18 protein-coding genes are annotated in these 17369 nt (G+C 30.2%); 4 read left to right on the forward strand and 14 right to left on the reverse strand.

From position 1 onward, the window contains the following. From mnmG to modA, 5 genes are all read right to left on the reverse strand, one after another. A complete protein-coding gene (gene mnmG / locus I6E31_03085) occupies positions 1–1890 on the reverse strand; it encodes a tRNA uridine-5-carboxymethylaminomethyl(34) synthesis enzyme MnmG (GenBank protein MCF2638955.1) in 1890 nt (629 codons plus the stop codon). 28 nt (positions 1891–1918) lie between these two features. Further along, positions 1919–2575, reverse strand: a complete 657-nt coding sequence (locus I6E31_03090) for a TrkA family potassium uptake protein (protein MCF2638956.1) — start codon at positions 2573–2575, stop codon at positions 1919–1921. A 14-nt stretch (positions 2576–2589) separates the two neighbouring features. Then, the gene (locus tag I6E31_03095; GenBank protein MCF2638957.1) at positions 2590–3927 is read right to left on the reverse strand and encodes a potassium transporter KtrB; all 1338 of its coding nucleotides are present in this window, start codon (positions 3925–3927) and stop codon (positions 2590–2592) included. 177 nt (positions 3928–4104) lie between these two features. Next, positions 4105–4572, reverse strand: a complete 468-nt coding sequence (gene moaC / locus I6E31_03100; protein ID MCF2638958.1) for a cyclic pyranopterin monophosphate synthase MoaC — start codon at positions 4570–4572, stop codon at positions 4105–4107. A 2-nt stretch (positions 4573–4574) separates the two neighbouring features. Next, positions 4575–5366, reverse strand: a complete 792-nt coding sequence (gene modA, locus I6E31_03105) for a molybdate ABC transporter substrate-binding protein (protein ID MCF2638959.1) — start codon at positions 5364–5366, stop codon at positions 4575–4577. A gap of 137 nt (positions 5367–5503) precedes the next feature. Between modA and I6E31_03110 the strand changes: the two genes are divergently transcribed. Beyond that, entirely contained in the window at positions 5504–5995 is a 492-nt protein-coding gene (locus I6E31_03110; protein ID MCF2638960.1) for a MogA/MoaB family molybdenum cofactor biosynthesis protein, read from the forward strand. Positions 5996–6288: 293 nt separating this feature from the next. Here the strand turns inward: I6E31_03110 and I6E31_03115 are convergent, their stop codons facing one another. After that, positions 6289–6858: a hypothetical protein gene (locus I6E31_03115; GenBank protein MCF2638961.1), complete on the reverse strand. Its 570-nt coding sequence runs from the start codon at positions 6856–6858 to the stop codon at positions 6289–6291. Between the two features lie 133 nt (positions 6859–6991). Between I6E31_03115 and I6E31_03120 the strand changes: the two genes are divergently transcribed. The 3 genes from I6E31_03120 to I6E31_03130 all read left to right on the forward strand — a co-directional run bounded on the left by I6E31_03120 (position 6992) and on the right by I6E31_03130 (position 8310). Then, positions 6992–7387, forward strand: coding sequence for an acyl-CoA thioesterase (locus tag I6E31_03120; GenBank protein MCF2638962.1), 396 nt, complete (start codon positions 6992–6994; stop codon positions 7385–7387). Then, on the forward strand, positions 7384–7812 hold the full coding sequence (locus I6E31_03125) for a DUF523 domain-containing protein (GenBank protein MCF2638963.1): 429 nt from the start codon (positions 7384–7386) through the stop codon (positions 7810–7812). Before I6E31_03120 ends, I6E31_03125 begins: the two co-directional genes overlap by 4 nt. A gap of 120 nt (positions 7813–7932) precedes the next feature. Further along, a complete protein-coding gene (locus I6E31_03130; GenBank protein MCF2638964.1) occupies positions 7933–8310 on the forward strand; it encodes a RidA family protein in 378 nt (125 codons plus the stop codon). 78 nt (positions 8311–8388) lie between these two features. Here the strand turns inward: I6E31_03130 and pfkB are convergent, their stop codons facing one another. The 8 genes from pfkB to I6E31_03170 form a co-directional block, all read right to left on the reverse strand. Further along, entirely contained in the window at positions 8389–9327 is a 939-nt protein-coding gene (pfkB, locus tag I6E31_03135; protein ID MCF2638965.1) for a 1-phosphofructokinase, read from the reverse strand. Positions 9328–9329: 2 nt separating this feature from the next. Continuing rightward, positions 9330–10181: a tagatose bisphosphate family class II aldolase gene (locus I6E31_03140; protein ID MCF2638966.1), complete on the reverse strand. Its 852-nt coding sequence runs from the start codon at positions 10179–10181 to the stop codon at positions 9330–9332. A gap of 38 nt (positions 10182–10219) precedes the next feature. Further along, on the reverse strand, positions 10220–11362 hold the full coding sequence (locus I6E31_03145) for an SIS domain-containing protein (GenBank protein MCF2638967.1): 1143 nt from the start codon (positions 11360–11362) through the stop codon (positions 10220–10222). 23 nt (positions 11363–11385) lie between these two features. After that, positions 11386–12345, reverse strand: coding sequence for an ROK family protein (locus I6E31_03150; GenBank protein ID MCF2638968.1), 960 nt, complete (start codon positions 12343–12345; stop codon positions 11386–11388). A gap of 100 nt (positions 12346–12445) precedes the next feature. Beyond that, on the reverse strand, positions 12446–13168 hold the full coding sequence (locus I6E31_03155) for a GntR family transcriptional regulator (GenBank protein ID MCF2638969.1): 723 nt from the start codon (positions 13166–13168) through the stop codon (positions 12446–12448). 65 nt (positions 13169–13233) lie between these two features. Beyond that, on the reverse strand, positions 13234–14688 hold the full coding sequence (locus I6E31_03160; protein MCF2638970.1) for a sulfatase-like hydrolase/transferase: 1455 nt from the start codon (positions 14686–14688) through the stop codon (positions 13234–13236). A gap of 42 nt (positions 14689–14730) precedes the next feature. After that, positions 14731–16437, reverse strand: coding sequence for a solute:sodium symporter family transporter (locus tag I6E31_03165; protein MCF2638971.1), 1707 nt, complete (start codon positions 16435–16437; stop codon positions 14731–14733). Positions 16438–16452: 15 nt separating this feature from the next. Then, positions 16453–17193, reverse strand: a complete 741-nt coding sequence (locus I6E31_03170) for a GntR family transcriptional regulator (protein MCF2638972.1) — start codon at positions 17191–17193, stop codon at positions 16453–16455. Positions 17194–17369: the final 176 nt, after the last annotated feature.

A 17369-nucleotide genomic window follows, 5' to 3' on the forward strand; every position in this document is an offset into this window, starting at 1 on the left:
TTAGTTACCCCTTGTCTTTAAGTATATTAAAAGTACTTGTATATCTGCTGGAGATACTCCAGAAATTCTTGATGCTTGCCCTATATTGTATGGTCTTACACTCTTTAATTTATCCTTTGCTTCCTTTGGAATATTTTCCATTGAATCATAATCAATATCAGCAGGTATCTTTTTATTTTCAAGTCCTTTATGTTTTTCTATCATCTTCATTGATCTTTCAATATATCCTGAATATTTTACTTGAACCTCTACTTGATATTCTGTATCCTTTGGACACTCTTCTCCTAAGTCAAGTCCTGCTCCTTCAGCTATATATTTTATATCACTATATTTTACTTCTGGTCTTCTTAAAAGCTCAAAATATGTACATCCATCTTTTAATTCTGCCTCATTATATTTTCTCAATACCTCATTTACTCTTGGGTTGCTTGGTCCAACATAATTTTTTTCTAAAATATCTTTTATTCTCTCTACATCTTGCTCTTTTTTTACAACTCTTTTATACTCTTCCTCTGGAAGTAATCCTATCTCATATCCTATTTTAGAAAGTCTTAAATCTGCATTATCCTCTCTTAGAAGAAGTCTATATTCACTTCTAGCTGTAAACATTCTATATGGCTCATTTGTTCCCTTAGAAACTAAATCATCTATCAATGTTCCAATATATGAATCTGCTCTATCTAAAATAACAGGTTCTTTCCCTTGCATCTTTCTAACGGCATTGATTCCTGCTATAAGCCCTTGTGCTCCTGCTTCCTCATATCCAGATGTTCCATTTATCTGTCCAGCTAGGAATAGATTTTCTACTGTTTTACTTTCTAAGCTATATTTTATCTCTTGAGGTGGAATATAATCATACTCTATGGCATAAGCATATCTCATAATATGAGCATTTTCTAATCCCTCTATATTTTTTACCATTCCATCTTGTACATCTGTTGGAAGAGATGATGATAATCCCCCTAAATAGATCTCATTTGTATCATATCCCTCTCTTTCAAGGAAAAGATGGTGTTGATTTTTATCTGTATATCTAAATACTTTATCTTCTATTGAAGGACAGTATCTTGGTCCTGTTCCATGAATTGTTCCATTAAATAGAGGTGATCTATCTTTATTGCTTTTTATAATATCATGTACTGTTTCATTTGTATGAGTTATATAACAAGAGATTTGTTTTCTTCCTATTAACTCTTCATCTGGTGTTCTAGTAGAGAATTTTAGTATCTCATCATATTCTCCTGGTTGCTCTTCAACTTTTGAAAAATCTATGCTTCTTGCATCTATTCTCGAAGGTGTTCCAGTTTTAAATCTAGCAAGTTTTAATCCAGCTTTTTCCAATGATAGTGGTAGATCATCTGAAGAAAGTTCTCCCATTCTTCCACCGCTAAAATGTTTATCTCCAATATGAATAAGCCCTCTCATAAATGTTCCTGTGGCTATAATTACATATTTAGCTCTATACTCTACACCCTCTCTTGTTTTAACTCCTATTACTTTTCCATCTTCAACTACTATATCAGTAACCATTCCTTGAATAGAGCATAAGTTCTCACAATTTTCAATTGTTTTTTTCATCTCTTTACTATATCTAACTTTATCAGCTTGTGCTCTTAATGCTCTAACTGCTGGTCCTTTTTTAGTATTAAGTACTCTTATTTGAATAAAAGTCTTATCTATATTTCTTCCCATCTCTCCACCTAGTGCATCTATCTCTCTAACTAAGTGTGATTTTGCTGGTCCTCCTAAAGATGGGTTACAAGACATGACTCCTATATTATCAAGAGTTATTGTAAAAATAGCTGTTTTAGCCCCTATTCTCGCTGCTGCTAAAGCTGCTTCACAACCTGCATGACCTGCTCCTACTACAATAACATCATAATTTTGCATTTTTTCCTCCTAAAACTCTATAAATTAATTACTTTAAATTCTCTAAATAATCAGCTGTTTTAGTATCTGTGATTACCAAAAGAATATCCCCTTTTTCTATCAAACTATCTGCTGATGGATTTGGTGTTAAAGATTGATTCTCTTTCTTTATTCCAACAATATTTACATTATATTTCTTTCTAATATCTAATTGAATCAAAGTTTTACCCCAGAATACTGATGGAGCTTTTACTTCTAATAATAAAAATTCTGATGAGAATCTCAAATGTTCTATCATATTAGGTTCCATTGCTAATTGAGCAACTCTTCTTCCCATATATTCTTCAGGATATATTACCTTAGTAGCTCCTATCTTAGCTAAAACTTTTCCATGGCTTTTACTATTTGCCTTAGCAATGATCTTTTCTATCCCTAACTCTTTAAGATTAAGAGTTATCATAATACTAGCCTCAACATCTCCAGTACAAACAAAGGCAACATCAAAATTACTTACTCCTAATTCTTTTAAACTTTTCATATCTGTTGCATCAACAATTACTGCATTATCAACTATATTTCCATTTATAGCCTCTTGTATCAATTCTTCATTCACATCAATAGCCAATACTTCCTCATTAGATTCATATAGAGTTTGTGCTATACTTGTTCCAAATCTTCCAAGTCCTACTACTAAATACTCTCTCATTTTTCCTCCAAATCTTATCCTACTAGAATATTCTCTTTAGGGTATTTTATCAATGCTTTTTTCTTATCTTCACCTATAGCCAATGCAAATGTTAAAGGTCCCAATCTTCCTACAAACATTGTTACTATAATCAATAGCTTAGATATAGAAGATAGTTCTGGTGTTATTCCTAAAGTCAATCCTACTGTTCCAAAAGCTGAAATAACTTCAAAAATAATCTCTTCAACGGGAAAATCCTCAATTATTAATAGTAAAGTTATTATTACACTGACATAAGTCAATGCTAAAACTAAGATTGCTAAAGCTCTATTCATTACTTCCCAATCTAATCTTCTATTAAAAATCTCAATGCTCTCTCTCTTTTTTACTATTCCTATTACATAAAACAGAATTATTCCAAAAGTTGTAGTTTTAATTCCTCCTCCTGTCGATCCTGGAGAAGCTCCAATAAACATAAGAATACAGCAGATAAAAATAGTTGCTGCTCTCAAATCTTTTAATGGTATTGTATTAAATCCTGCTGTTCTTAAAGTTACACTTTGGAAATATGAAGCTAAAATCTTTTGAAAGAAATTTAGATCCCCTAAAGTTGTTGGATTTGAATACTCTAAAATAAAAAATACAATCATCCCTCCAAAAGTAAGAATCATAGATATTATAATTGCAACTTTTGAAGTGAGATTAAATCTATCTACTCCTTTTCTTATAACCATTATTACTGAACTAATAACTGCAAATCCTATTCCTCCAAGAGTTATAAGATAAGCTATTGTTAAATTAATAACAGGGTTAGCTTTATATGCCTCTAAGTTTGTTGAAAAAAGAGCAAATCCAGCATTACAAAAGGCTGAAACTGAGTGAAACACTCCAAAGAATAAAGCTTTATTCAAAGGCATCTCCTTAGAAAATTCCCAAGCTAAAATCAATGCTCCTATACTTTCAATTACAAAAACTGTTAAAAGAAGTTTTCTTATAAAATTAGATATCTCTCCACTACTATCTGCATTTCTCTCCTCTTTTAACAATTCTCTTTCATGAAAAGTCATTCTTTTTCCCATTACCATAAAGATAATTGAAGAAAAGGTCATTACTCCTAATCCACCAAGTTGAATAAAAAATAGTATTATCAAATCTCCTATGGGATTAAAAACTTTACTTACATCTACTACTGTTAATCCTGTAACACAAATTGCAGAAACTATTGTAAACATAGATTCTAGAAAATCCAAACTCTCACCTTCATTTAGAGAAAAGGGCATCATTAATAATAGTGTTCCAACTATAATAGCTAATAAAAATCCTATTATCAATTTCCTTGAAGGAGATAGTTTATTAAAATATTCTAAACTCATTCTTTGGCTTCTCCTTTTTTCTAACTTTATATATTATTTTATCTTATTAATTATACATTATTTTATCTTCCCTTTCAATCTAAAAAGTTCTTTCCAATTATTTATCCAAATAAAGCAAATAAAAAATGATTATCAAGAATAAATTTTTTTACCCCTAATAATCATTAAAAAACTCTATTAATCTTTTAGTAAAAAATCACTTTTCCCACCAGTTTTACTTATAAGCTTTATATCACCTATAATCATATGCTTATCTATAGCCTTACACATATCATATATTGTTAGAGCTGCTACACTTACTGCTGTTAAAGCTTCCATTTCAACTCCAGTTTTACCAGTTGTTTTAACTGTTGCTTCTATCCAAACTCTATCACTTTCTATTTCAAAATTTATATCTGCCCCTGTTAAAAGAATATTATGGCACATTGGAATCAGATCACATGTCTTTTTAGCTCCACATATTCCTCCAACTTGAGCAACTGAAAGCACATCACCTTTTTTTAATTTTCTATCTTTTATAGCTTGAATTGTACTCTCTGACATTTGAATATAGCCTCTAGCAGTAGCTTTTCTTTGAGTTTCATTTTTTTCACTTACATCTACCATTCTAGCCATTCCATTTTCATTAAAATGTGTAAAATCCATCTCTATTTTTTCTCCTCTTTACTTTTTATTTTTTCAACATTTATCTTATTTCTAGGATCTAAAACTTTAAAACCATATTTTAAAAATATCTCTCTTGAGTTACCATTTCCTAAAAATTTATAAAACTCTCTAGTTTCTTCTCTCTCTTTTCCACTTAATATTCCACAACTATATACAATAGGTGTGTGTAGTTCATCAGAAACTTCATAAACTATTTGAGCATTTTTCATAACCTTACTTTCTGTTTTATATATAAAAGCATAATCTACTTCATATAGATCTACATACTGCATAGCACTTCTAACATCTCTAGCTAAAATTATATTTGGTTTTATATCTTTAAATAGATTTAAGTTTTTTAAAATTTCTATTGAATAAGCTCCAGCAGGTGAAAATTCAGGATCACCAATAGCTACTCTATACCCTTTTATCTCCTCTAATTGATCAATTTTTTTTCTTCCTGCTATAATCATACTATTTTCTAAAATCTCTTTACTTTCTGATATTACTTTCTCTTTTTTTAACTCATTCATATCCTCTTTTGAAGACAAAAGAAGAAGATCTAAATTTGTTCCATTTAAGGCTTGCTTTCTTAAAAGTTTAGAAGCATCAAACTCAATATTAACTATAATATTTTTATTTGATTCTTGAAATTGTTCTACTATTTGATTAAGTGCTCCCTTTAAGCTTATCTCTGCTCCTACAGTAATAACTTTTTTTTCCTCTTTTGCACATCCTAAAATAAAGATAAAAAATATATTTATAATAAAGAAAATCACTGTTTTTCTCTTCATTTTGCCACCTCAATTTCTATTATCATATGAAATAATTTTAACAAATTTTAAATAATATATCAAGCAATCTACCTTGAACTTTTCCAATTTATGTTTTAAAATTCATGTATATTAAAAATTTAAAAGGATGTGTTAAAATGTTTAGAGCTGCTATTGTTTGTATGAGTGATAAAGGATATAAAGGTGAGAGAGAAGATATTTCCTCTAATGTTATTGAAGAAATTTTATTAAAAAATAGTTATACTATTACTGAAAAAATTATAATTCCTGATGAATATTCTTTAATTAAAGATACTCTAAAAAATATTTGTGACAACAATCTTGCTGATCTGATAATTACTACTGGGGGAACTGGATTTTCTAAAAGAGATGTAACTCCTGAAGCTACACTAGAGGTTTGTGAAAAAGTTGTACCTGGAATACCTGAAGCTATTAGAGCTTACTCAATGACTATTACAAAGAGAGCTATGCTTTCAAGAGCTGCTGCTGGTATTAGAAAAGATACTCTTATAATTAATCTTCCTGGAAGCCCTAAAGCTGTAAGAGAATCTTTAGAGTATATTATCTCTACCCTTAACCATGGACTTGAAATTTTAGTTGGTTCTGCTACTGATTGTGCTAGAAAATAATAAAATTTTATCTAACTAAGCTCAGTTATCCAGCATATCGCTAGTTTTTGACAAAGTACCTTTGTATTTAGCGATTATTATTCAAGTTTAGTTATCTCTATTTCTTTTTAAATATCAGCTAAATTCCATGTCAAAGAATAAAGAGAGAGTAATACTCATCTGACTAAAATTCCGAAACTCGACTTCGTCTCAAACACGTCGGAATTTTTAGCGTCAGATTTCGTAACTCTCTCTAATATTCTTCTCCAAATTCCATTTTAGCTGATATTAGGAGAAGAAAAATAAATTATAGTTTATTTAACTTTATTTTTAGTTAGCTCCATATAACAAACTGTACACACTCCATTATAGTGATTCCCCACTGAAATTCCATCACTATCAGCTTCAACATCTCCTATCATCACATTCATTGTAGCCTTTCTCTTTCCACAATGTCCACATACAGTCTTTATCTCATTTAAAGTTGTCATATATGGAAGCATATAAGCAACAGTTGGAAATAGTTCCCCTCTAAAGTTACTCATCAATCCATATAAAAAGATATTAATATCAAAATCTATCATCACTTGAACTAATTGATCACAATGATGTTTTGATAAAAATTGAAATTCATCAATTAAAATTAGATCTAACTCATGATTTTTACAGTATTCATAAAAATTAAACTCCTCATCCACAACAACTGCTTCTAAAGTATATTCCATAGCTCTACTCGAAACTACATGCCCATCTCTATCATTTTTATAAGGTTGAAAAACCTCTACTTTTTTTCCTACACTCTTATTTCTATGAGCTGTTAAAAGTAGTTCAGAAGATTTTCTTGAACCTACAACTCCATAATAAAAATTAATTTTTCCTGACACAAAAATGCCCTCCTTAATAAAATCTATTTTATTATTATATCATTTTATAAAAATAAAGCTAATACAATAATTATGTTTTTTCTTTTTTTCTTCACTAAAATATACTATAATTAATATATTGTGAGGTGATAAGATGTTTTCAATAAAATATAAAATTAAAGAAGAAGATATTAATTATGGTGGACATGTTGGAAATGAAAGAGCTTTAGTTTTCTTTCAAATGGTTAGAATTAAATTTTTTGAATCACTTGGATTATCAGAACTTAATATAGGTGATGGAATAGGAGTAATTCAAAGAAATAGCTATGTTGAGTACAACAAAGAGCTGTTTTTAAATGATGAGATTACAATTAAAATAACTAAAATTGAGCTAGAAAAAACTAAATTTAACTTTCACTATGAAATCTATAATCAAGAAGAGAAACTAGCAATAAATGGATCTACTCTGTTACTTGCTTATAATTATGAAGAGAAAAAATTAAAAAAAGTTCCTGAAATATTTAGAAAAAAAGTTGAGGAGTTATTATGAATATTTTAATTAGTGGTTGTCTATTAGGATTAAAATGTAGATATGATGCTAAAGAAAAAAAGTTACCTGAAATTGAAAAACTTATAGAGGTATATAATCTGATTCCTGTATGCCCTGAACAACTTGGTGGGCTACCAACTCCTAGAATCCCTGCTGAAAGAGTAAACAACAAGGTTGTAAATCAAGCTGGAGTAGATGTGACTAAAGAATATCAATTAGGAGCTGAGGAAGCTTTAAAAATTGCTAAACTATATAATTGTAAAAAAGCTATTTTAAAAGAAAAAAGTCCCTCTTGTGGTTGTGGAAAAATCTATGATGGAACTTTTTCAAAAAATTTAATTGTTGGAAATGGTGTTACAGCTGATCTTTTACTTAAAAATGGAATTGAAATATTTGGTGAAAGTGAAATTGACAAATTAAAGTAATTACTAATTTCTTTACTCTTTTGTGAAAAAGTTTTAATGTTGAAGTTTAAAAGAATATATTGTATAATTCAAGAAATAGGAACTATTTATTTAGTTTAAAATTTTAATTAGGAGGCAAAAATGAAAAAAGTTATTCACACTGATAAAGCACCTGCTGCTTTAGGACCATATTCACAAGCTATTGAAGTAAATGGAGTTCTTTATGTATCTGGACAAATCCCTTTTGTTCCTGAAACTATGACTCTTGTTTCTGATTGTGTAAAAGCTCAAACTAGACAATCTCTTGAAAATGTAAAAGCTATTCTTGAAGAAGCTGGATACTCTATGAAAGATGTAGTTAAAGCTGGAGTTTTCATTAAAAACATGGATGACTTTGCAGCTATTAATGAAGTTTATGCTGAATACCTAGGAGATGTAAAACCTGCTAGAGCTTGTGTTGAAGTTGCTAGACTTCCTAAAGATGTTAAAGTTGAAATAGAAGTTGTTGCTGTTAAATAGTATTAGCATAAAAAAACTCCCTCTGATTACTTTTGTAACCAAAGGGAGTTTTTTATTTAAAGGATTTTGATCGACTAATTAAAGTTCTACTACTGTTATTTTTTCTAAAATATCTTTTAAGATATCAAGATCAATATTTCCAGTACTATCAAGCATAGCATTTGTTGTTCCACAAGCTACTGCTAATCTGAAACACTCTTTTAATTCCATCTCTTTAGATAGTCCAAATGCCATTCCAGCTATTGTTGAGTCTCCAGAACCAACTGTATTTTTTATCTCTACTTTTGGGAAAGTTCCTTTGTAAACTACCTTATCAGTTACTAAAATAGCTCCATCTCCACCAAGAGTAACCATTACAACTTGAATTCCAGTTTTTACTAACTCTTTAGCTGCTTCTACTACTTCAGAAAGATTGTTGAATTTTTTTCCAGTAATATCTTCTAACTCTTCTTGATTTGGTTTTATTAAGAATGGTTTTGCTTCCATTCCTTTTACTAAAGATTCTCCACTTGTATCAAGAATAAATTTAATTCCTCTTTTGTGGGCTTCTTCAATTAAAGGATTATAAGCATCTTTACCAATTCCTTTTAAAAGGCTTCCAGATCCACATACAATTTCTACTTTTTCATTTTCTAATATATTTACATATTTTTCCATGAATTTTTCGAAATCTTCTGTAGTTCCTTCTGCTGATTCAAGAAATTCTGTAATTCCTTTTATATCTTTATCTATAACTGCTATACAAGTTCTTGTTTCATAACTTGTTTCTAAGAAATCATTTTTTATATTTCCAGCATTTAATTTTGAAAGAAATAGTTTTCCAGTAAATCCACCAACTATTCCTGTTGCTGTAACATCTCCACCAAGTTGATTTATAACCCTACTTACGTTTATTCCTTTTCCACCTGCAGTTTTTTCAATATGTTTAGTTCTGTTTACTTCACCAATTCTCATGTTTTCAACATTATATCTAACATCAATTGCAGGGTTTAAAGTAACAGTTAGTATTTTTTTCATAACTATGCTCTTCCGTTACTTCCACACATTAATATTTTTTCAATTGCTACTTTTTTCATTGCTTCTTTAGCAGGTCCAAAATATTTTCTAGGGTCACTTTCATTTGGTTTATTTACTAATACTTCTCTTAGTGTTTCAGCAAATGGCATTTTTAATTCTGTTGCGATATTTACTTTTGTAATTCCTAATTCGATTGCTTTTTTAACTTGTTCAGCTGGTACTCCAGATGCTCCGTGTAATACTAATGGTACATCTACAACTGCTCTGATTTCAGCAAGTCTATCAAAGTCTAGTTTTGGTTCTTCTTTGTAAACTCCGTGAGCTGTTCCAATTGCAACTGCTAGAGAGTCAATTCCAGTTCTTTCTACATATTCTTTAGCTTGAGCTGGGTTAGTATATTTACTATCTTTTTCATCTCTTACTAAGTCGTCTTCTTGTCCTCCAAGAATTCCTAATTCTCCTTCAACAGTTACATCATATCTGTGAGCATAGTCAACAACTTTTTTAACCATTGCGATATTTTCTTCAAAATCTAAGTGAGAAGCATCGATCATTGCTGATTTAGTTCCAATTTGAATAGCGTTGATGATTTCATCATAACTTTCATGGTGGTCTAAGTGCATTGCTACTGGTATATCATATTTTTCAGAACAGATTTCTACCATTTTAATGAAGAATTCTGGTCCTGCATATTTCATTGTTCCAGGTGTAGCTGCAACTATGATAGGTGATCTTAATTCAGCAGCAGCTTCTACTACTGTTTGAATTGTTTCCATATTATGAACGTTAAATGCTGGTACTGCATATTTTCCTTTTTGAGCATCTAATAGTAATTGTCTTGTTGATACTAACATCTATTTTCCTCCTAAAATTTTAAATTATTTATTTTCTATTATTTGTTGTATTCGTGAATAATTACACCTTTAACTACTCTGTTAACTTCTCCTGTAGGACATGGATTGTCTGGGTTAATTCCTAATTTAGCTGATTTGATTAGAGAAATTAATTGTCCATAAACTAGGTAAGAAAGACTTGCAAATATATCTTCCATTTCTCCTAATTTAGCATCTTCATAAGAGAAGTAGTAGTTTGAGTTAGTTTTTACTTCTTCATCATATACTGTATCTAGTACGATTATTTGTTTTTTTCCACCTTCATTTTTGAACTCTTTTAATAGATCAAGTTCATAAATTCTTGTGTATGGGTTGTTTGACATTAAACATACGATAGCTGTTTTGTCGTTAACTATTGATTTAGGTCCATGTCTGAATCCTAGGAAAGTGTTGAAGAATGAAGCAAGTTTTCCTCCAGTAAGTTCAAGAACTTTAAGAGCGATTTCTTCAGCTAGTCCTTTGCTTGTTCCATCTCCTAAGTATACTATTCTTTCGATATCTAAATCTGCTACTATTTCAGCATTAGCAACTATTTTATCAAGGTTTCTTTCAACTAGAGAAGCTACATATTCTACTTTTTCTCCTAATACATCTAGGTCTTTTCTTAATAGAACTAAAACTCCAGCTACTACCATTGAAGAGAAGCTTCCTGTCATAGCAAATCCTTTATCGTTTGTTCTTTCTGGCATTAATAGAAGATATTTATTTTCTCCTGTTTCAGATATTTTAGCTAGTTTTCCATCTTTGTTACAAGTGATAAAGATGTGGTGAATATTTTTTACTAATTTATCTGCTAATTCTACTGCTGCAACACTTTCAGGAGAGTTTCCTGATCTTGCACATGATACTAATATAATATCTGCATCAGCATCTAAGTATTGTTCTGGCATAGAAACGATATCAGTTGTAGGTACTGATAAAACTTCGATATCTATTCTGCTGTTAATGTATGAACAAATTGTATTTCCAACAAATTCAGATGATCCTGCCCCTGTAAATATTACTTTTACTTTATTTCCTTTTACACCTTCAATAAATTTTCCTAAAGCTTCAATATTTTCTTTTACTATTGATACTTCTTCTTTCCAAATTCCTGGTTGTTGAGCTATCTCTTTCCAAGTTACACAATCTTTAAAATTCATCTGCACTCTCTCCTTTTTAAAAATTATTTATTTTCATTCATTACAAGAGCTGCTGCTCCTTTAATTCCAGCTTCTTCATTTAGTTCACCAAAGGCAAACTTTAAGTTTTCCATTGTCATTCCTAAAGCATATTTAGCAAGATTTTTCTTAACTCCATCTAAAAGAATTTCTCCAGCTCTTGCTACTCCTCCTGAGAATATTATGATTTCTGGGTTTAAAATATTTAATAACATTCCAATTCCTTCAGCCATATATTCACAGAACCAATCAACTATATCCATACAGAATTTATCTCCAGCTTTAGCTAAGTCAAATATATCTCTAGCTTCTAAACTGTCAATGCTTCCATTTATTCTTCTATAAAGAGCATTGTCTTTATTTTCTGCTAATCTTCTTTTTCCTTCTCTAATTATACCAGTTGCTGAACAGTAAGTTTCTAAACATCCAGTTAATCCACAACCACATTTGTATCCTTGTTTGTTTACAACTACATGTCCAAATTCTCCTGCTGCTCCATCTGCTCCCTCAACAATAGCTCCATTGATTATGATTCCAGCAGCTATTCCAGTTCCTATTGGAATAGTTATACTATTTTTATAACCTCTTCCAGCACCAAATAAAGTTTCTCCTAATGCTATTAACTTAACATCGTTTCCAACTTTAACTGGTTTTCCTGAAATTTTTTCCATTAATTCTTTAGCTGGAAAATTATCTCCCCAAGAAAAATTTGCAGCTATTTTTACAATAGAATTGTTTAATACAGGTCCAGGAATTCCCATTCCTATAGATTTGATATCATCTTTAGTTATTCCTAATTCTGTTATCAAACTATTGATTGCTGTCCATATTCTTCCAAATGTATCCTCTGCTCCTTTTTTTGAATCAGTTTTGATACTTTTTTTAATTAGTATCTCTCCTAACTCATTCAATATTCCCATTTCAACATTTGTTCCACCAATGTCTACTCCTACAAAATATGACATAAGTCCTCCTTTAAAAAACTCGAATCATTAATTAATTGTTATATCGTCCGTACCAATTTTCTTTTAAAAAAAAATCAGACTTTTATATTTAAGTCCTTTTTTACTCTTCAAGTTCTACTTCAAATTCAAATCTATCTCCACGTACCAAACTTATTGTGTATTCTATAATCTCCATTCCACTGTATGTCCATCTTTGCAATTTTATTAAAGGACTGTTTCTATTTACTTGTAAAATGCTAGCTACACTTTCATCTGCTTTTAAAACAGAAAAACGTTCGAATACTTTATTAAAGTTTATCTTATACTTACTTTGAATGATATCATATAATGGACTAATAAGCAATTCTTTTTTTGAAAGATTTGGCATTTTTTTTACTGGCATATATGTTCGCTCATACATAATTATCTCTCTGTCTGCTATTCTTAGCCTTTCAAGCTCAAAAATTTCATCTGAACTATTGAGATTTAACTCTTTTGCTACTTTTTCATCCCCAACTATTTTTTTTAAGGATAAAATTTTAGATTCAGGGATTTTGCCAAGTTTTTTCATCTCTTCAGTAAAACTATAAACTTTTAGTAACTTTTGTTGTATCACTTTTGATGAAACAAAAGTTCCACATCCCTGAATCTTATAAACATATCCTTTTTCTTCCAGATAAGCAAGAGCCTGTCTCACAGTAGCTCTGCTTAGCTCATATTTCTTTGCATATTCTCTCTCAGTAAGTAATTTATCATTCTCTTTTAGATTTTTACTTTCTATTTCACTTAAAATAATTTCAGCTAATTGGTAATAAAGTGGACTTTTGGAATTTTTTAATACCATTCTGTCCTCCATAATATTTATTCATATTATAGATAATATCATAACCTTATACTCTTTAGCAACTTTTAAATTTCATTAATTATTCTATATAACCAGTTAGCTAGAGGATCTTTTATTTTTACCATTTCATCATATAACTCTTCTAGCATCTCTTTTTTAATATCTGCATATTCTGGATTATAGAATAGGTTGTTTATTTCCCCTTTATCATTTTTAATATCATATAGCTCTCCAACATCTGTTGCGTTGAATACTATTTTGTAGTCATCTCTTCTCCACATTCTTTGTTCAAAGAATACAAAATGTCCAGCTAGTTGTCCTAAGATTCCTTTTCTATCATTATTTTTATGTTCTCTTAAAATTGGTAGCATACTCTCTCCATCAAAGAATGAAGGAATCTCTTTTCCAGCAACATCATAACAAGTAGATGTTAAATCATGAAGGTAAACAAAGTTATTGTCCTCTTCTCCCTTTCTATCTGAACAAGGATCTTTTACAATCATAGGGATTCTATATGTTGTATCAAACATAAATTCCCCTTTTTCTATTAATCTATGAGCTCCCATAGCATCTCCATGATCTGCTGTTATAGCCATAAATAGTTGTTCATATAATCCCTCTTCTTTTAGGAATTTTACAAATTCACCAATAGCATCATCTATAAGAGTGATGTATCCCCAGAATTTACAGATAATTTCTTTCCATTTTTCTTCTGGTGCTTCCCAAACTCCCCACATTTTAGCTATATCTTTATAGTGAAGTGGTTTTCCATTCATTGGATTGTAGAAACTTTCATCAAGATTTACATCTTCTGGTTTATACATTGAATAGTATGGTTCAGGTATTACACAAGGAGTATGTGGTCCCCAGAAGTTCATCCATATAAAGAATGGTTTATTTTCTTTTTTAGCTTCTAAAACAGCTTTTTTAGCTTCATCTACTACGAAGAAGGGAAGAGTAGCTTCTCTAGTTCCACTTAAACGTCCACAAAGTTCTTGTACTCTTAAATGTGAATTTTCTCCAAAGTAACTATTTGTAACTTCTGGAATTTCAAAGTTATTCTCTTTTAACCATTCTACATATCTAGGCTCTTGTTTTGGTCCTTGATCGAATACCATATTTTTGTAAACTCTACTTCCTGGATATCCATATCCATCGAAGTTATGTCCTCTAAATCCAAAATCTCTAGGAAGAACTGTTTTTCCAACATGCCATTTTCCTATAAGGTAATTTGCGTAATCTCCCATTCCTGAAATTATATTAGGATTATCTAATTTAGGATCTCCCTCTCCACCTTTTTCACTATTTCTCATAAGTTCGTGGTTACTTGGCATTTGCCCTGTGAAAAGAGATGTTCTTGCTGGTCCACAAACTGAAGCTGGTGTAAAAGCATTATTAAATCTTACTCCATCTGCTGCAATTGCATCCATGTTAGGAGTTTTAACAATTTTATGTCCATAAGTTCCTAACATATCAAGCCTAACTTGATCTAATAATATATAAACTATATTATTATTCATTTTTTCTTTCCTCCTCATATTTCCCTTAAAAAATTACTCTATTTATTTTGTTGCCTCTACTTGAATAGTTGCATTGTTGTCTTTCTTTTTAGTAAATGTAATAATTCCTAAAATCACCACTGTTAATACAGCAAATATCATAGTGATTTTTCCTAATCCATTTCCTCCTGCAAGTCCCCATGGAGAAAGTATTGCATATAGGTAGCATAATCCAATAATTAATAGTGCTGATACTTCTCTTGCATATTTCCAACTTGTTAAATCTACATTTGATTTATTCCTATTTGAAGGGACATATAGAGTTTCTCTTTTAAATATACTTCCTAAGATAAACATTACTATTATATCAAATACAAATAAGCTTCCCATTACATGTACAAAGTTTACTTTTACTTTGAATATCCATACTAATGAGTAGTAAAGAATAACGTGTAACAATACTGTTGCTCTAGCTGCTTTTCCTGAAATAGTTCTATTTAAGAATCCTACTGCTACAAGTGCAACTATTGGGATATTAAAGAATCCTGCGAATCTCTTTAATAGTAGGAATAATCCTCCAGTTCCATATTGTAATAATGGAGCTATAATCATAGAGATAATTGCAATGATTGTTCCAGCTATTTTAGCTACTTTTATTAGATCCTCATCAGAGATATCTTTCTTTAACATAGGTCTATAAATATCATAGCAGAATAGTGTTGCAGCACTGTTTATAAATGAGTTAAATGTACTTAAAATAGCTCCAAATAAGCAAGCTGTAAAGAATCCTAATAATGGCTTAGGTAATACTTTTGAAACTAATGTTGGATAAGCTAAGTCAATATTTTTTAGTGAATCTCCAAAAATATGGAATGAAACTAATCCAGGAACATTTAACATTACTGGTAGGAATAATAGGAATATTGCTGCATATAAAATTCCTTTTTGTCCTTCAGCTAAGCTTTTTGCTGCTAATGATCTTTGAATAATTGCTTGGTTTGTTGTCCAATAGAAGAAGTTTACTATTAAGATTCCTGTGAATATTGTTGTCCAAGGTACAGGATCTGCTGCTGCTCCCCAAGCTGTTAATTTTTCAATATGAGTTGTAGTTACTATTTCAACTCCTTTAGCCATACTTCCATCACCTAAGTATTTTAAAGCAAAGAAAGGAATCATAGCCCCTCCAATTATTAGAGCAAACCCATTTAATGTATCTGAAACTGCAACTGCTTTTAATCCTCCAAATACTGCATATATTCCACCGATGATTCCTATTAACCATACAACTCCCCATAGTGCTGTATTGAAGCTAACACCAAACATTGCTTCTACGTCAAATATTTGAGTAAATGCAATAGCTCCTGAATATAGAGCTCCTGGAATCATTACAAATGTATAAGCTACTAAGAATAATAGTGACATTATTTGTCTTGTTTGTCTATCATATCTTTCTTCGAAAAATTCTGGTATTGTTGTAAATCCACCTTTTAAATATTTTGGAAGTAGATATAGAGCAAGTACACATAGAGGCACAACTGATTGAACTGTCCAAGCTATAATTGAAAAGTTACTTGCATATGATGAAGCGTTAACCCCTACAAGTTGTTCTGTTGAAAGACTTGTTAATACCATTGAAAACCCAATTACTGTTGCTGTAAGTCCTCTTCCTGCTAGGAAGTATCCTTTAGCACTTCCATCTTCCCCTTTAGTTTTTAACCATGAAACAAATGCTATTAGTGCTGTTATTAAAACGAATGTAATAAATGTCATTTTTTCCTCCTAATTTTAATAGTGATTATTCCCCGAAAAAGTTGTCATATAAATAAATTTATCCCCTCTTACAGTAGATTTAGTATACTCTAATACTTTATCTCCCTGAAATGTAGTCCTTTCTACTTTCATTCCTAAATCTCCCTCTGCTAATTCAAGGTATTTAGCTTCAGTAGTATTTAACTTACATGGATAAAACATCTCTTTTCCATGAGTTATCTTAATTCCAAACTCTTCATTGAGTACATCATATAATTTTTTAGTTTTTAAATTAAGATTTTCTATACCCTTTATTAATGAATAATTTAAATATATAGTTTCATAAATAAGAGCCTCGTCATTCCCATATCTTACCCAAACAAGTTTAAAAATAAGATCATCTTCTGAAAGATTCATCTTTTCTCTTACAACTTCATTTGGTTTTTTAACTTTTACTGATAAAATCTTTGAAGCAGGTATCTTACCTAAATTTTTTACATCATCATAAAACTTACTAAATCCTGACCTATCTTGATATATCTTAGGTGAAGATATATAGCTTCCTTTTCCTCTTATTTTATAAATATAACCTTCTTTTTCTAATATTTTAAGTGCTTGTCTAACTGTTGTTCTACTTAAATTATACTTTGCACAAAATTCCGACTCTGCTGGAATTTTGTCATCTTTTTTTAAAATTCCATCTTTTATACATTTTTTTAAACTGTAAACTAATTGTTGATATAAAGGTGTTTCACTTTCCTTATTAATTACAAACATTTTTTCTCCCATGGATTTCTTAATGATATCATTGTTAATCTAAGTATAATCTCAAGAATATCCCTTGTCAACCCCTGTTTTTCCTAGGTTTCAACTTGTATCATACATGTCATCCCTTATTTTACAGGGTTTAAAACAACTTGTATCTAAAAAATTTTTTTATATTTTTTACATTC

Origin of the sequence: Fusobacterium varium (assembly GCA_021531615.1) — a bacterium.
Classification (GTDB): Bacteria; Fusobacteriota; Fusobacteriia; order Fusobacteriales; family Fusobacteriaceae; genus Fusobacterium_A; species Fusobacterium_A varium_C.

Excerpts from the sequence above, each read along its gene's own strand:
- mnmG (MCF2638955.1), bottom strand. The coding sequence starts at position 1,890 with ATGCAAAATTATGATGTTATTGTAGTAGGAGCAGGTCATGCAGGTTGT.
- I6E31_03090 (MCF2638956.1), bottom strand. The coding sequence starts at position 2,575 with ATGAGAGAGTATTTAGTAGTAGGACTTGGAAGATTTGGAACAAGTATA.
- I6E31_03095 (MCF2638957.1), bottom strand. The coding sequence starts at position 3,927 with ATGAGTTTAGAATATTTTAATAAACTATCTCCTTCAAGGAAATTGATA.
- moaC (MCF2638958.1), bottom strand. The coding sequence starts at position 4,572 with ATGGATTTTACACATTTTAATGAAAATGGAATGGCTAGAATGGTAGAT.
- modA (MCF2638959.1), bottom strand. The coding sequence starts at position 5,366 with ATGAAGAGAAAAACAGTGATTTTCTTTATTATAAATATATTTTTTATC.
- I6E31_03110 (MCF2638960.1), top strand. The coding sequence starts at position 5,504 with ATGTTTAGAGCTGCTATTGTTTGTATGAGTGATAAAGGATATAAAGGT.
- I6E31_03120 (MCF2638962.1), top strand. The coding sequence starts at position 6,992 with ATGTTTTCAATAAAATATAAAATTAAAGAAGAAGATATTAATTATGGT.
- I6E31_03125 (MCF2638963.1), top strand. The coding sequence starts at position 7,384 with ATGAATATTTTAATTAGTGGTTGTCTATTAGGATTAAAATGTAGATAT.
- I6E31_03130 (MCF2638964.1), top strand. The coding sequence starts at position 7,933 with ATGAAAAAAGTTATTCACACTGATAAAGCACCTGCTGCTTTAGGACCA.
- pfkB (MCF2638965.1), bottom strand. The coding sequence starts at position 9,327 with ATGAAAAAAATACTAACTGTTACTTTAAACCCTGCAATTGATGTTAGA.
- I6E31_03140 (MCF2638966.1), bottom strand. The coding sequence starts at position 10,181 with ATGTTAGTATCAACAAGACAATTACTATTAGATGCTCAAAAAGGAAAA.
- I6E31_03145 (MCF2638967.1), bottom strand. The coding sequence starts at position 11,362 with ATGAATTTTAAAGATTGTGTAACTTGGAAAGAGATAGCTCAACAACCA.
- I6E31_03150 (MCF2638968.1), bottom strand. The coding sequence starts at position 12,345 with ATGTCATATTTTGTAGGAGTAGACATTGGTGGAACAAATGTTGAAATG.
- I6E31_03155 (MCF2638969.1), bottom strand. The coding sequence starts at position 13,168 with ATGGTATTAAAAAATTCCAAAAGTCCACTTTATTACCAATTAGCTGAA.
- I6E31_03160 (MCF2638970.1), bottom strand. The coding sequence starts at position 14,688 with ATGAATAATAATATAGTTTATATATTATTAGATCAAGTTAGGCTTGAT.
- I6E31_03165 (MCF2638971.1), bottom strand. The coding sequence starts at position 16,437 with ATGACATTTATTACATTCGTTTTAATAACAGCACTAATAGCATTTGTT.
- I6E31_03170 (MCF2638972.1), bottom strand. The coding sequence starts at position 17,193 with ATGTTTGTAATTAATAAGGAAAGTGAAACACCTTTATATCAACAATTA.